Origin of the sequence: Photobacterium sanctipauli (assembly GCF_003026495.1) — a bacterium.
Taxonomy (GTDB): domain Bacteria; phylum Pseudomonadota; class Gammaproteobacteria; order Enterobacterales; family Vibrionaceae; genus Photobacterium; species Photobacterium sanctipauli.
On record NZ_PYMA01000003.1, the window covers coordinates 328,111 to 342,154 of the forward strand.

At 46.9% G+C, this 14,044-nt stretch carries 13 protein-coding genes; 4 read left to right on the forward strand and 9 right to left on the reverse strand.

Translation table 11 applies throughout. From position 1 onward, the window contains the following. Nucleotides 1–11: 11 nt before the first annotated feature. Both C9I98_RS07715 and C9I98_RS07720 read right to left on the reverse strand, forming a co-directional pair. A complete protein-coding gene (locus tag C9I98_RS07715; protein WP_107271810.1) occupies nt 12–299 on the reverse strand; it encodes a PTS sugar transporter subunit IIB in 288 nt (95 codons plus the stop codon). 116 nt (nt 300–415) lie between these two features. Further along, a complete protein-coding gene (locus C9I98_RS07720) occupies nt 416–859 on the reverse strand; it encodes a PTS sugar transporter subunit IIA (protein WP_036824989.1) in 444 nt (147 codons plus the stop codon). Between the two features lie 315 nt (nt 860–1,174). Here C9I98_RS07720 and C9I98_RS07725 point away from each other — a divergent pair, with 315 nt between their 5' ends. Beyond that, on the forward strand, nt 1,175–2,218 hold the full coding sequence (locus C9I98_RS07725; protein ID WP_036824991.1) for a LacI family DNA-binding transcriptional regulator: 1,044 nt from the start codon (nt 1,175–1,177) through the stop codon (nt 2,216–2,218). A gap of 16 nt (nt 2,219–2,234) precedes the next feature. Here C9I98_RS07725 and C9I98_RS07730 read toward each other — a convergent pair whose 3' ends face one another. Then, entirely contained in the window at nt 2,235–2,882 is a 648-nt protein-coding gene (locus C9I98_RS07730; RefSeq protein ID WP_107271811.1) for a murein L,D-transpeptidase catalytic domain family protein, read from the reverse strand. Nucleotides 2,883–3,140: 258 nt separating this feature from the next. Here C9I98_RS07730 and C9I98_RS07735 point away from each other — a divergent pair, with 258 nt between their 5' ends. Both C9I98_RS07735 and C9I98_RS07740 read left to right on the forward strand, forming a co-directional pair. Further along, on the forward strand, nt 3,141–3,770 hold the full coding sequence (locus tag C9I98_RS07735) for a hypothetical protein (RefSeq protein WP_107271812.1): 630 nt from the start codon (nt 3,141–3,143) through the stop codon (nt 3,768–3,770). Between the two features lie 176 nt (nt 3,771–3,946). After that, complete coding sequence (locus C9I98_RS07740; RefSeq protein WP_107271813.1) at nt 3,947–4,606, forward strand: helix-turn-helix transcriptional regulator; 660 nt, start codon at nt 3,947–3,949, stop codon at nt 4,604–4,606. 61 nt (nt 4,607–4,667) lie between these two features. Here C9I98_RS07740 and dkgB read toward each other — a convergent pair whose 3' ends face one another. From dkgB to C9I98_RS07770, 6 genes are all read right to left on the reverse strand, one after another. Beyond that, the gene (gene dkgB, locus C9I98_RS07745) at nt 4,668–5,474 is read right to left on the reverse strand and encodes a 2,5-didehydrogluconate reductase DkgB (protein ID WP_036826574.1); all 807 of its coding nucleotides are present in this window, start codon (nt 5,472–5,474) and stop codon (nt 4,668–4,670) included. A gap of 108 nt (nt 5,475–5,582) precedes the next feature. Then, a complete protein-coding gene (locus C9I98_RS07750; RefSeq protein WP_107271854.1) occupies nt 5,583–6,467 on the reverse strand; it encodes a LysR substrate-binding domain-containing protein in 885 nt (294 codons plus the stop codon). A gap of 83 nt (nt 6,468–6,550) precedes the next feature. After that, nucleotides 6,551–7,558, reverse strand: a complete 1,008-nt coding sequence (locus C9I98_RS07755) for a succinylglutamate desuccinylase/aspartoacylase family protein (RefSeq protein ID WP_107271814.1) — start codon at nt 7,556–7,558, stop codon at nt 6,551–6,553. A gap of 198 nt (nt 7,559–7,756) precedes the next feature. Further along, nucleotides 7,757–9,235 (reverse strand): putative basic amino acid antiporter YfcC, encoded by a 1,479-nt coding sequence (gene yfcC, locus C9I98_RS07760; RefSeq protein WP_211318313.1) that lies wholly within the window; start codon nt 9,233–9,235, stop codon nt 7,757–7,759. Between the two features lie 260 nt (nt 9,236–9,495). Next, the gene (locus C9I98_RS07765) at nt 9,496–11,946 is read right to left on the reverse strand and encodes a family 20 glycosylhydrolase (protein WP_107271815.1); all 2,451 of its coding nucleotides are present in this window, start codon (nt 11,944–11,946) and stop codon (nt 9,496–9,498) included. 9 nt (nt 11,947–11,955) lie between these two features. Beyond that, nucleotides 11,956–12,687 carry an oligogalacturonate-specific porin KdgM family protein gene (locus tag C9I98_RS07770; RefSeq protein WP_245907110.1) on the reverse strand — a complete coding sequence of 244 codons (732 nt, stop codon included), beginning with the start codon at nt 12,685–12,687 and terminating at the stop codon, nt 11,956–11,958. 539 nt (nt 12,688–13,226) lie between these two features. Here C9I98_RS07770 and yidA point away from each other — a divergent pair. Then, complete coding sequence (yidA, locus tag C9I98_RS07775) at nt 13,227–14,036, forward strand: sugar-phosphatase (protein WP_036823890.1); 810 nt, start codon at nt 13,227–13,229, stop codon at nt 14,034–14,036. Nucleotides 14,037–14,044 lie beyond the last annotated feature (8 nt).

Genomic DNA, 14,044 nt, shown 5'->3' on the forward strand with positions numbered 1-14,044 from the left:
CCTCTTACAGATTACAGAGCGCCAAGTTCTTTTAGGGCTGCCGACAAACGCTCTTTCATTGCGTTTTTATCAACCATGTTGTCGAGTGCAACGATCTTGCCATCAACACCTTGGGCAACCAACTGCTCAGTAATGTCATTGGTGCCGATAAAAATGTCACAAGCCGTGCCCTTAGCAGAGCCCAAATCGCAGTGATCCACTGTTGCTGCTACTTCTAGCTCTTTAACGATGCCTTTCAGGCTCATTTCCATCATAAGGCTAGTACCAAGACCGTGACCACATACAACCATAATTTTCATAATGTTCTACCTTTCTACTCTTAGTGCACCCGCTTAGACCGTGTCAAAAGCTGTGCTTATTGGGGTTTGTTCTAACGTTCTTTATTGCCAGCAGGGCTTAGCCCAACCAACGGGAATTAATAGGTTTCGATAATTGCGCGGATGGTTTCAACATCCTTGGCTTCGCAAATTGCCGCAACGTGTTCTTCATTCATGAACAACTCAGCAAGCTGGGCGATGGCGTCAACATGGCTGTTGCTGTCAGTCGCAGCTAGGGTCACCAGCAATTTCACCGGATCGTTTTCGTCAGCATCAAAGTTCACACCGTCACGAATCACCGTCAGGCTTAGCGATAGTTTTTTAACACCATCTTCTGGGCGAGCATGTGGCATTGCGATACCCGGACCTACCACGTAGTAAGGCCCCATTTCATTGTGAGAACGGAAAATCGCCTCAACATAACTTTTTTCAATCGCGCCTTTGTCTAGCAATGGCTGACACGCCAGCTCGATGGCTTGCTGCCAGTTTTCAGCGCTGTCATGAACACTGATCACGTCTTGGGTTAGAAGTTCTTTAAGCATAGTAATACTCGTCTATCGCTCAGTTGCCTGTCGGAATGGCGCCACTTTAACCGCCCTTCACCAAAGTCGTAAAGCGATCTCCGTCACATTTGATAGCGCTATCTGATAGCGCTACCAAAAATTGTGATAGCGCTACCATTTTTTATCATCACACTTGGCGAGAACAAATTGGAACAACACAATGAACAAGGTTAAAATGTCTGGCTTATTACTTATTGGCAATAATAAAACCAATTAAGCCTATGATTTAAAACAAAATAGCATCGTCAATCAGTTGATATTGCCAATGTTATTTTCAGTGTTTCAGGAGATTCGATGGCAGAGCCTCGAAAACGTCGCAGTACCGGAAAGGTCACGCTCGCTGATGTTGCCAAGTTGGCAGGCGTCGGCTCGATGACCGTATCGCGGGCATTGCGAACACCAGATCAAGTATCTGATAAGCTAAGGGAAAAGATTCAACAAGCTGTCGATGAACTGGGCTATATCCCTAACAAGGCAGCGGGTGCACTTGCCTCAGGTCAAAGTGATACCATCGCTGTGATCCTGCCTTCACTGACCGAGAAGGTCAGTGCCGACTTCATCGCCCCGTTTCAAAAAGCGATGGCAAAAAATGGTTACCAAGTCCTGATCGGCTACAGCAATGATTCGATGGAGCAAGAAGAGAATTTACTAACCAGCATGCTTGCCAACAACCCGGCAGCAGTGGTGCTATTTGGTAGCGAAAGGTCGGCAAAATCGCGGAAAATGCTAGAGTCGGTTGAATTTCCGATATTGGAAGCCAATGAGATCAACCCGCTCGCAATCGATCTCAATATCGGTATCGATCACTACCAAGCCGCAAAAGCCCTAACCCGCCAGTTAATAGAACAAGGGTATAAAAACATCGGTTTTATCGGTGCCCATGGTGATCAAACCATTTTGAATAAGCAACTGCGTGGCTGGCAGGCAGGAATGATTGAAGGCTACCTCACGCCTGATCACTTCTTGACCAGTCACGAAGGCGCTACCTTGGCACTCGGGAGCGAAGGCGTGGCGAAGTTATTGCTACGCCAGCGTGAGCTGGATGCCATGATTTGTAACCACGAAGCCATTGCGTTAGGTGCCCTATTCGAGTGCCAGCGCCGTGTCATCAAGGTGCCAGATTCATTAGCGCTCACCTGCCTTGATGGCGGCGCTATTTGCGCCCAAAGCCACCCAGATATCACTGCAATCCATATCGACTACCAGGCCATGGGCGAGCAAGCCGCCCAATTGTTGCTGGATAAGCTCAATGGCAATAGCAAGGCGTCTGAACCGTCTGCGATAGATGTTGGATTTAAGCTAGTTAATCGGGCAAGCAGCCATAAGTTAGCGATTTAGCCGAAAGCCAAGTGTCTCACTTGGCTTTGGCAAGCAATCCGCTCTGAGGCGAACCGGTGGAAGCCAGAATGATGCTTCCTCCCTTAATCAAGTCAATAATTTCCCTGTTTTTCTCTGGTGGTAAAGCCGGGCATCCCCAACTCCAGCCCAGAAAATTATTCTGTGCTAAAAATGACGGCGACGCATAATTGGCACCATGAATCACGATGGCACGCTTTCGTGCGTTGTCGTTCAAACCTTGAGATAAGCCATCCAAACGCAGCGAATAGCCATACTTACCGTAATAAGTTTCTGCGGTTTTAAACACCCCTAGCGATGTTTGCCTTGAATTCACCTTATTTGAAAAACGCTCGGCATAAGGGCCTTTACCACTCGCGATGCCATGCGTGGTGTAGGTATGGTAAACCAACCGCTTATCAAGCAGGTTGATGACATAGAACCGGCGCTCGTTGGAAGGCAAGCTGTAATCAATTAACACAAGGTTCGGATTAGAGCCAAAACCTTCCGCCATATAGGCTTCAACCCCGTCAACCAGCAGCTCATAATCAACCACGCCTTGCAGCTGAGCATCTTGGTAGACCTCAGTCGCTAATCGCTCAACGTACTTGTTTGCCCCAAAGACGTTAGCAGAAAACAGCAATAATAGTGGGATAAACTTAAACATACTTTCTTAGCTTCAATATGACTTTTTTATCTTTTGATAGTCTTATTAATACTAACAGAAAATAGGCTAAGGACTTTTCTAACTCGCCAACAATGTCGGCTATCACAAATTAGTTCTACTTTTTAAGACAGGTATGTCTAATCAAATGGTAAACCTTCACTTCGGCTCAGCGAAATTAAATTAATCCGCTTTCAGCGAAGATTCTTCTAGAATTATGTTACGCATTACTTTAAATGCGAATGGGATCAAGGGGAAAAAATGAAGTATTTCCTAGCCATCGCTTGCCTTATCACAACTTGCTCACTCTACGCAGTGCCCTATTCTAGCCTCTACAAAAGCCACAGAGACTTCACCATTGACGACCTTGTCGTGGAGGTGAATGGCTACCGGGTACCCACCCGTGCAACGTTTAGGGGGTGGGTACTAATGAACCACAAAGAAGCCATTGTTGAAGAAGCCTTCAACTATTTTGTCGATAGAGGCGTAAGAGAAATCATGCCCCTGCACCTTGTGGTGTTGCAAGGCACTGACTGGGATATCAGCAACACAACAGTATTTAACATGCCGCCGAAGAAAAACTGGGACAACATGGTAAGAACCCTGCTATTTATTCAAAAATATGTCATCCCAGAAATCGGCTTATTGATTCCTGTTTCAGGCGATCGCAGCAAAGAGTACAACATCCACGCAGGTGGTGCGCCGCGAAGCTCTCACCTTGATTTCTGCGCCCTCGACCTTGTGCCGGTCGATGAAAAAATGACTCGCTCTGAACTGCATAGAAAACTCCATAAGATCTATCGCGCTGTGGGCAAGAAAAATGATATGGGGCTGGGACTTTATAGTGGAGTACGTTTTCACATTGATACCTGTGGGTACCGTAGCTGGTAAAGAATTTAGGGAATAGATACTTTGGTGTAATTCGGAATGTTAAGCAAAACGTTGAATAATAATGATAAAAATATTATAGAAAAAGTGGGAAAATCTACTACTTTTTTTTAGCAACAAGTTGCTAAAATAGCGGGGTGAATTTAGACCAATCAACATACTTATCCGTCCTTATTCACATGCTAGACACTAACCCGAATCCTGCTGGGCTGAAGGCAAAAAATGGGCAGTTCCTATTTGCCAACGAAGCTTACAGAAAATTGGTGAACGCACCACAGGATATCGAGGGGCTATATGACCGTGATCTACCATGTGACACCGCCCAATTTGCATCTATTTTTGCCCAACAAGACAGACAATCAATACAGGACAACAAGACAATCACCACCATTGATATTCACCGATACGCACATGGTTACGATGCTTACACCTTCCAAAAGCGTCCGGTGGTGATCAACGGGGAGTCTTGGGGGGTGATGTTCAATGCCGCCAACCTGAAAGAGTTGGTTAGCCTTGCCTCCTTCACCGAAATGATGTCCCCCGACAAGGAAGCGATGTCATTCACGACAATCAGAAAAGATGGTATCCAACTAACATCTTCACAAGAAATCGTATTGTTTTGGCTACTGAGAGGCCGCCAAACGAAGCAGATTGCACAGTTAATCCACCGTACGCCCAAAGCGGTAGAAAAACAGATAGCGAACCTGATCATCCGGTTTAGCCCTTGCGGTGTAACGAGTCGTGCAATATTAATCGACTATGCCCGCTGTAATGGCTGGCTGTCGGTAATTCCGGAGCAGCTATTGCGCCAACCAGCGTCGGTGACGATTAACCATTAATTTGCCCTGCCAGTTCCGTGCATTTAAAAAAGGCTCTGCAAGTAGCAGAGCCTTTTGGCGATTAGTCCCACTCAGGGGCAAAATCCGGATTTGCCTTGCGGTGATTGCGATCAAGCTCGGCAATCAATGCCATCTCATCGCTATTAAGTGCCACAGCGTCAGATTTCATGTTGCTCTCGATATTCGCTTGCTTGGTCGAAGAAGGAATCGTGACAAACTCATTTTGGCGCATCCATGCCAATACGATTTGTGCAGGTGAGGCATCGTGCTTATCCGCAATCTTGATGATAGTTTCGTCTTTCAACACATCGCCATAAGCAAACGGCATATATCCCGTCACAATAATTCCGTGCTGGCGGCAGAAATCGACCACTTTACGGTTCTGCAAGTAAGGATGTACTTCCACTTGGTTGGTGTAGATCTCATCGGCACCAAGGATGCTGACAGCTTGCGCCATCTGAGCAACTGTGAAGTTCGAGATACCAATATGTTTTGCTAAACCAAGGGCTTTTACTTCTTTCAAGCTCGCAAGGTAATCTTCCATTGCCACTTCTTCATTCTTCAGCGGCCAATGGATCAGCAGCAAGTCGATGTAGTCAGTTTGAAGATCTTGTAGGCTTTGGCGAATGCTTGGCAAGAACGCGTCTTTACCGAACTTATCCATCCAAATTTTAGTGGTGAGAAAAATCTCGTCACGCGCAATACCAGAGTCAGCAATCGCGGTACCCACTTCCTGTTCGTTTCCATAAACCTGGGCGGTATCGATATGGCGATAGCCCGCATTAAGCGCCATGGTAACTGAATTGTACGCATCTTCACCTTTAAGGCGGAATGTACCTGCTCCAAGTAACGGCATTGCAATTGTCATCAGCTTATCTCTTCGTATTATCAAAATCTGTGGTTTATTTTAAAGCTTAATTACCATCAAAAAAGACAACAGATCACAAAACACTTTCTCACCTAATGAGAAAATAAGTTATAGCTTTAGTCTTGATTCAATATAATCCAAGAATACTTTGATTCGGGGTGAAATAGACGAATTGCGATAATACACCGCCTGAACCAGCTCCCGTGGGTGCGGGGTCTCAATGTCGCCATCGCAAAGGCTCACCAAGCGCCCTGTTGCAATATCTTTTCCCACGGTAAATTGGGAAAGCAAGGTGATACCCATGCCAGCAATGCAAAGCTGGCGCACCACCTCACCGCTAGTTGCAACGTTAGAAAACTCCGGTTCGAGCGCACCACCAAATAGCGGCCACTTGTTCAAATGAGCCTGTCCGGCAAAGCCGATAAACTTGTGTTGAAGTAACTCTGCCGCATTAGTCGGCTCACCAAATTGTTCCAAATACTCAGGAGACGCCACCAGCTTTAGCGGACTTCGGCCCAGCATTCGGGCATGCAGGTTGGAGTTTTTCAGCGATCCCACCCGAATGGCAACATCGGTGCGTTTTTCAACCAAATCAATGATGTTTTCATGGGTGGCGAGCTCTAATTCAATCCCTGGGTATTGGGTTTGGAACCCTTTAACCAGTGGTACAAGCTGGTGAGTCATTACCGTACTTGCAGCATCAACGCGTAGCCTACCTACGGGTAGATCCTTTTGCGAAGAAAGCCGCTCCTGTGCCTCTGTGATGAGTAATAGCCCCGCCCTAACAGTATTGGCATAAGCAACCCCTTCCTGGGTTGGTTCTACGCGACGAGTAGTACGATGTAAGAGGTTCGCCCCAACTTTTTGCTCAAGGCTTGCCACCAAGCGGGACACCTTCGCCACCTGCATTTCTAATTGATTAGCCGCAGCAGAGAAACCACCACTATCAACAACAGCTAGAAAAACTTCGAGCTCTTCAGTCTTTGGCTTGATCAACGCGACTCCCTCTTTCAATCAAAAACGCCATCGGTGTCAGCGATGGCGTTCGTTTTATCCAAGTCATTGCCCTAAGGCATTTATTTTAACAGCCGAACCAACAAAGTACCCGGTTCACGCATCGGATCTTGGTTGACGCTGAGCACATAACCCTGTGTTGGTGCATGGTAGCGTTGGATCTCGTCACCAAAGCTATCGTATTGAACCGCCACTAACTGCCCCATTTCAACTTGGTCGCCAATCACTACCTGTGGCAAGGCAAAGCCGCCTAGGTTAGCCCTGATAGTAAATACTTCCTTACCTTCAAAGCATTCATTCTTAGGCTGTTCGATTTCAGAGGTAATCAGCCCTTCGGCACTGAGGATATTCATTACCCCACCGACCGAGCGCTCAATCATATCTGGTTGCAGTACTTTCCCCGCCCCTACCTCAACAGTAATCGAAGGCACTCCGCTGCGGTTCCAAACGGTTTCCAACACCCCCTCATCACCCGGATCATCGAATATACAATCAGGGTTCATCAATCTTGCCATTTTCACGGTTTGCGGAATACGGTAATCAGCAAAAACATAGAGTGGGTATTCAGCACCACGGGTTTGGGTATGAAGATCAATCGCCAAGTCGGCATTTTGACCCAACAAATCATGCCAAATCGCCGCGATGTAACGCTGCGCGGCATCACCGTCGGGTTTTCCAGGGAAGATTCGGTTAAGGTTGGTTGGCGAGGCATCGGGATCAGACAAGACAAAGTCGCGGGTGTGCATCAACATACCCGATACATTCACGGTCGGCACAACAATCACGGTGCCATTGATGGTCTCATTGGCCAAGTATTGGATGATTTTTTGTGCCGTGATCACCCCGTTCAACTCATCACCGTGGACACCGGCAGTGATCATTACCTTACGCGCGCTGGCACTCTGCTCACCACGGTAGACAACCACGGGTAAATGCCAACTTTGGCCTATACCATTAGCCTGCGGGCGGAACCAGAAACGATGACAGCCCGCCGGCAGCTCATCAACATTCAACTGAGAGATAACTTGATGCCCTTGTAGGATATCATCGGTATAAACAGTCTTTTTCACTCTAATCTTCCCTCGCTTCCGGATTTACAACACTTGCCAAACATGCGCCCTTCAAGCACATGAATTGCCCGCCAATATCTAGTGGTACATTATGTGAGCAAGTTGCTTTTTTCAATATAAAAATGGGCAGTCTATACTGCCCATTTATACCCAAGCGGTTTAATAGCGCTCGTTAACTAATCGATAAAATTAGTGACGTTATGCAAAGCCCATCATGTGGGCAGCAATAACGACCACACTCGATAGGACAAACAGCAACGCAATGAAACGCCAGCAGAACTTCGCCCAATCACCCCAATCGATACGACATACACCCAATGTTGCCATTAACGATGCAGAGGTAGGAACGATGATGTTAGTGAAGCCATCACCCAACTGGAACGCAAGCACTGCTACCTGACGAGTCACACCCGCCAAATCAGCCAGTGGTGCCATCAACGGCATGGTTAGCGCCGCCTGACCAGAACCCGAGGTTACGAAGAAGTTGAAAATAGCCTGGAAGGTAAACATCAACCATGCCGCAATCGCTTCTGGTAGCGCACCAATCACATCACCAGCACTGCTCAAGATAGAGTTCAGTACGCTTGCTTCGGTTGCATCGCCGCCACCGCCCAAGATAAGCAAAATCCCTTTCGCACTACCTACAAGCAAAGCAGGTGCTAGCATGATACTTGCGCCCTCCTTAAATGAAGAGGCCATGTCGTTCACCGTCATGCCGTTCAGGCGGAATACCACACCGATCAAGCCCGCTACAAAGCCCATGGTAAAGAACTGAGAGGCAATTTCAGGAATGTACCAAGCGTGGGCAACCACACCCCAGATAACCCAAACCATGGTCGCGGTTACCGTTAGCAACACCAGCGTATCACCTAGGTTCCAGCGTGAGGCTGCAACATTGGCTTCTTGTGCTTTGAAGTGGGCGTCACCGACTTTACTGTATGACTTCGATGGGTCTTTTTTCACCGAGTTGGCGTACCACATAGTGAAAGCGATACCCAGAATGGTGAAGAAAATCCACAGGCCGATACGAACAGAAGCACCAGACAATACAGGTACACCTGCAATACCTTGCGCAACCGCAACCGAGAATGGGTTCATCCAAGATGAAGCAAAACCGATTTGGGTAGCGACATAGGTAACCATTACCGTGGTAATGCCGTCATAGCCAATCCGTACCATCAACGGCGCGATGATGATGGCAAAAGCAACGGCCTCTTCACCCATTCCGAAAACTGCCCCACCCAGCGAGAAGAGTGAAAACAGCACAGGAATAAACAAAGATTCACTGCCCTTGGTACGGTCGATCAGGCGCAGGATACCGTTATCGATAGTGCCAGTGCGCATCACGATACCAAAGGCACCGCCGATAACCAGCATGAACATGATAACGCCAATCGCTGAGCCCCATTTAGAGCCTGACACCAAGCCTTCGAACACGAAGTTCATCAAGCCAATGCCACCGCCACTGGCAAACAGGCCAACCGTTTTATAAATAGGGTTACCTTGCTCATCAGTCGCATAGGCGAAAGATTCAGGATCTAGCACGGTACGGGTCTTTTCAGCCCCGTCGGCCATATAAGTGATGTCTTGGGTTTCAAACATGCCAGCAGGAATAACGTAAGTCATTGCTGTTGCTAGCAAAGCGATAAAGAAAATTAAAACCAGAGTATCTGGCATTTTCCAAGTTTTATTTTGGACAACGTCCGATGTTGTGGTGCTCATTATAATTATTTAACTACTATTTAAAATGAAGCATAAAATATCAACAATTTAGCATACAATGTCAATTATCAAATATATTTTAACTAGTAATGCAGTTTTACCTTCTATTCGCACTAATTATGCATCAACGCTCTTTCTGGCTGAAGAACAGCATAAAAAAACGCACCATTGCTGGTGCGCCTTTAATTTAATCAACACGTTAATGTCTATTCTGACTAGCGATTAAGATTCAACAGCATCTCAGTCGGCTTCACGATAGCGACAATCGCTTCATCATAGATTTTTGCCGCTTCACTGAGTGATTGGCGCAATGCTTGTGCTTCTCGCTCCGTTGGTTGACGGTTTGCCTCATGCAACTCAATCAGCTGAAGCGCGATATTGGCAACTTCAATCGTCTTCTCTGCCACAATCACAGTATCAACAGAAGCAACATTGTTAGCGAAGATAGGTGCCGAAGCCTCTGCCGCTGCCAGTACCGTTTGGTAGTGCGCTTTTAGCTCAGCCAATGCCTTCTTATCACCTTTTGCCACTTGCTCAACGTTCGCAATCATGTCGTACACGGCATAACTTTCTACTGGCAGTGCATCCACATATCGGTTCAAGCGCTCGTATTGGTTATACAAATCACCATGGTTTGGTGTCTGAATCCATTTTTCCCAGTTACGTGCGTAGTACTGCGCTGGCTCGGTGTAGCGTGCAAGGGTAACCAAAGGCTTGATATCTTTTCCATTGGCTAGACGCTTATACATTACTGTCGCATTGGCATGGTGCTGAAGGCCAACTGATACTTCAGACCAAGTATCAATTGCTTTCATACGCTTGTACATGCTGGCTTCGTCGGTTAGCTCCTCGCTCGACCAGAAGCGCTCTGCCGCTACGTAGCTACGAGGCCAAATGCGGTTTTCCATGGTCATCGAATCAATGTTCTCAGCCCACACTGTAATTTCACCACCCAGGATCAGGGACTTTTCATCACCTTCCAGCTCAGCTGGGTAGCCACCGTTTGGTGCAGGGATCTCAGAACCTTCGATTTCTGTGCCAGCAATCAGCTTACCTGTGGTTGGCCAGCGAACATTACCGATAGTCTGGTAGCTTTCTTCCGCCAGCTCCGCGCCATCAAACGCCAAGTTGAACTCGGTGTAAGACATGAAATTATCGAAGTGACCACGGAACACTTTACCCGGTACATATTCAAGAATGTACACTTCCTCACGCGACTTACCGTTATAGTCGGTAAAGGCACGGAACTCGCCATCTTTACCTTCGATGATAGTGATCAGGCCAGAACGTGGACCACCTTTGCTACGCGGCTTCACCCACTCATAGGTGGCAAACTTCTCACCGTCATGCAGTTTATCGTCGACCGTGATGCCAGTAGGCATAGGGTCATTGCGGTAGTGGTAGCTGGTTGGCTGAGGCTGGTCAAAGTAGTAACCGGTCGACAGAATGCCTTGGTAACCTTCTTTGGCAGCACGGCCAATGCTGTCGTGGCCACGCCAGCTCTGGATGACGATCGATTTAGGCAGGTCTTTATGCCAAATCTCATCCCAGCCCATGACCTTCTTGCCACGCTCCGACAGCATTTCCTCCACTTTCGTGTTCAAGTATGACTGCAAGCCACGGTTGCCATCGATGTCATTTTCGGCAATGAACTGCTGAATTTCTTCACTTTCCGACCACTGGGCGTAGTTTGGCTCATCACCACCAATGTGGAAGTACTCATCAGGGAACAGTTCAATCACTTCGTCGAACACTGCACCTAAGAAGGTATATAGCTCAGGGTTGGTTGGATCCATTAGAGGGACGAATACCCCCCACTCACGCTGATGCGGGTAGGTTTGCCCTTCTTCACCCGACATTAGCTCAGGGTAGGCATGAGCTACCGCAGAGGCATGGCCAGGCAGTGAAATTTCAGGGATCACGCGAATACCTAGGTTACGCGCATACTCAACCACATCGCGGATTTGCTCTTTGGTGTAGTAATCACCATCGGCGGTTTTCTGCCATAGTTTTGGATAGCTATCAAGCTGAATACGGATCGCCTGATCATCCCAGATATGCCAGTGGAAAATATTCAGCTTAGCTGAGGCCATAGCATCCAGTTGGCGCTTAATAACGTCTAGCTCAATAAAGTGGCGGGAGGTGTCGTAAGACACACCACGCCATGGGAAGCGCGGGGCATCTTCAATGCTGACTTCCGGTACGAAGTAACCTTTGCTGTCGGTACCCACCAGCTGCAGCAGTGTTTCAATACCGCGGATAGCACCGTACGGGCGCTCTGCAGTCAGCACAATCTTGCCGTCTTTCGCTGTCAGTGTGTATGACTCGTCAGCCTCAATCGACTGCACTTCTGTTTTTGGCGCTTGCTTGATATCGATAACCAACACCGCATCGTCTTCGCTCTCAGCCTGCCACGTCAACATTGGCACACCGGTCTGGCGCTCAAGACGCTTGATCAAACGGTTGGCCGTAAAATCAACGCGGTCAGAAGTAAAGCCTTTCACAAATACATTGAACTGGCTGTCGATATTCACTCGCCCTTCACTCAATTCAACAGAGTGCGGGTACGGCATTAAATTTAGGTCAGTATTCGGAGCGCCTGCTAGTGTAACTGCTGGTGACATCATTGCCCCCATGATCAGTGCCGATAAAATTGTCTTTTTCATTTTTCTTCCTTAGAAAACAAAGTTTACACCAACGCGGTAACGCCATTCTGTTTTACCAGCATCGTCACCCGGAATATGAATATTCTTATCCGCATCTACTACTTCAAAATATGGGCGGAAGTTGGGTTTGTATTTATATAAAAACTTAACGGTATGCTCTCTTGCACTTAATTTACCATTCGCCAGCTCACCAGAGTGCGGTGTAATTTGGTCAAAGTAGGTATAAGCGTAAGATAATGTGAAATCCTGATTGCTATATCCCGTCCAAATATCATAACGGTTTCGTTTCACAACTTCGTCGACGCCATTATCATTTGTCATCGGCTCGTTCGAAAAATCATATCGGTAACGGCCGTGGACAAAGAACCCATTGTCAAAGCTATAGTTCAACTTCAGGTATGGCATGAAAAAGGTGTTACTGCTCAAGAAGTTCATGACCAAGCCAGGGTTCAAGACAAAGTTATCGTTCACCGCATAGGTGTAGTAATTGGTGACCTCGGTATTCGAAATTCGTAGATTGTCACCAAAGCCATCACCGTAACTACCGTGGTTAATATTGGTTAGCATTTCAATGCCGTAACCATTCTCAAAGTGGTTACCAATAATAACGCGACTGCGGTGGCGATCTGATGGGTCACGGTATTCATGACGCAGATCGATATACGTTGCCGCTGAACTGACCATTGGTGCTAATGCTAATAATGGAAGCAGTGTTCTTGAAAGCAAAGACCTCTTTTTCACGCTATATTCCTTATAGGTATTCCATACCCAACTACACAAAAAATACAAATCAACAAAACGAGGAAAATTGTAATTTCACAGAGCAAATTAAAAAGTGAGAGACAGCACAAACAGCCCCTGGATGTTTGATACTTTCACGCAAGAAAGTAAAAACAAACATTCAGAGGCTGCATTTTTAAAGGGGATCAGCAATGTTAGAAATAATCCCGACCGAAAACCAACATGTTTATTAGTAACAGAAATTAAGATATTGCTCACAACAAGACATGGCAAAAAAGCGGCGAATTTATCCCTCAAATCACCTCTTTGGTACTCCGTTTATAAATTCACGCCAAAGTAACATCACTACTGGATATCAATTCAACGGGTCATATACCCAAGCTACTTCTAGATGCAGGTTCAGCAAGGATTTATAAGCTTGCAGGCAAAGCATTGCTTTGAAGTAGCTTGGGTATATCTGCTTCATCAAATGATGTCGTATTGATCACACTTTTTGATTAAAATGGCGGCTCTAAAATTTTTCACCACCGGATTTTCACATGTATAAACTCGTTGCCCTTGATATGGATGGCACACTGCTTAACTCGCAAAAAGCGATATCACCTCGAACTAAGCAAGCTATCCAGGCAGCTCGTGAACAAGGCGTTCACGTTGTACTGGCTTCAGGCCGCCCACTGGAAGGTATGGAAAAATACCTCACAGAACTCGGTATGACTTCTGACAATGACTTCGTACTAAGCTACAACGCTTCACTGATTCAGCGCGTTGCCAGCAAAACCGTGATTCGCAAACAAATCATGAAGGGCAGTGATGCAAAAAATATCGCAAGCCTAGCCAACGACTTTGTCACCTTCGTTCACGCATTCTCGCCAGAGCGCGGGCTAATCACCCCTGAAGACAACACCTACACCCAGCATGAATCAACCATCAATGGTGTTGAGACCACAGTGGTCGATTTTGTTGAACTGGGCAATGATGAAGAGATCATCAAGACAATGATGGTTGCAGAGCCAAGCATCCTAAGTGCTGCAATTGAGCAACTGCCAGCCGCGCTTTACGAACAATATACCGTAGTACAGAGCGCACCGTTCTTCCTTGAGTTCATGAACAAGCACAGCAACAAGGGAACCGGGGTAGCCATGCTAGCGGAACACCTTGGCATTAGCGCAGATGAAGTGATCTGTATGGGTGATGCTGGCAACGATCATCATATGATCAAATACGCAGGCTTAGGTGTGGCAATGGGTAACGCAACAGAAGACACCAAAGCGCTGGCCAACCACATCACTGATAGCAATGATGAAGACGGTGTTGCGAAAGTGATTGAGCAGTTTATTCTGAACAAGTAATCACAAGC